This is a genomic window from Mesorhizobium sp. M7A.F.Ca.ET.027.03.2.1, from assembly GCF_003999175.1.
Lineage (GTDB): Bacteria > Pseudomonadota > Alphaproteobacteria > Rhizobiales > Rhizobiaceae > Mesorhizobium.
On sequence record NZ_RZOM01001427.1, the window covers coordinates 1 to 1,183 of the forward strand.

Here is a 1,183-nt window from a genome sequence, read left to right on the forward strand (position 1 = left end):
GTCGAAACGGATGGCCGGACGATGAGCTTTCTCGAAATCAGCGGCCTGCACAAGCAATACGGCCCGGTGACGGCCCTTGCCGGCGTCGACCTGAACGTCGCCAGCGGCAGCCGCACGGCGATTGTCGGTCCTTCCGGCTGCGGCAAGACCACCTTGCTGCGGCTGATTGCCGGCTTCGAGGCGCCGGACCAGGGGCACATCACGCTCGACGGTGCCATATTGGCCAATGGCGGCGCTGCGGTGCCGGCATATCGCCGAGGCATCGGCGTGGTGGCGCAGGATGGTGCCCTGTTTCCGCATCTGACCATTGGCGACAATATCGGTTTCGGCATGGACCGCGGCGAGGACAAGCGCGCTGAGCGCATCGTCGAGCTCGCCTATATCGTCGGCCTCGACAAGGCGATCCTCAAACGCCGCCCGCACGAGCTTTCCGGCGGCCAGCAGCAGCGTGTGGCGCTGGCCCGGGCCATGGCGATGAAGCCCAGGCTGATGCTTCTCGACGAGCCGTTCTCGGCGCTCGATACCGGCCTGCGCGCCTCGATGCGCAAGGCGGTGGCCGAGCTTCTTGAGGCTGCCGGCATCACCACCATCCTGGTGACGCACGACCAGGCCGAAGCGCTGTCCTTCGCCAGTCAGGTCGCGGTGATGCGCGACGGCAAGTTCTCGCAGGTCGGCACGCCGCGCGAGCTCTATCTCAAGCCGAAGGACAGGATGATCGCCGAATTCCTGGGCGACGCCATCATCCTGCCGGCCAAGATATCGAATGGCTTCGCCAACTCGCCGCTCGGCCGCATCGCGGTCGACACCAATGACAGCCGCGATATCGCCCGCATCATGCTTCGCCCGGAGCAGATCGCGCTGAAGAGAACGTCGCGCGAGGGCATGTCCGGCACCTCGGACATGCTGTTCGGCGAAGTGACGGAATCGGAATTCGCCGGCTCGATGTGCACGGTCGCGGTGCGGCTCTTGAACAATGCCGATCCGCCCGATGCGGCAGCGATCGGCAACACGCCGCTGGTCCTGCGCAAACCGGGCATGGACGCCCCGGCGGTCGGCGAGATCGTCCGCCTGACCGTATCGGGAAAGGCGCATGTCTTCGCCTGAACACCGTATGCTGGAGCAATTCTAGGAAACTGTGAAGCGGTTTTCCGTCTGGAATTGCGTCAAAACAAAGAGTTAGAGC

The 1,183-nt window shown here is 64.7% G+C and carries 1 protein-coding gene; it reads left to right on the plus strand.

The features are described from left to right. Window positions 1-21 precede the first annotated feature (21 nt). On the plus strand, window positions 22-1,104 hold the full coding sequence (locus tag EN750_RS35290; RefSeq protein WP_127399346.1) for an ABC transporter ATP-binding protein: 1,083 nt from the start codon (window positions 22-24) through the stop codon (window positions 1,102-1,104). Window positions 1,105-1,183: the final 79 nt, after the last annotated feature.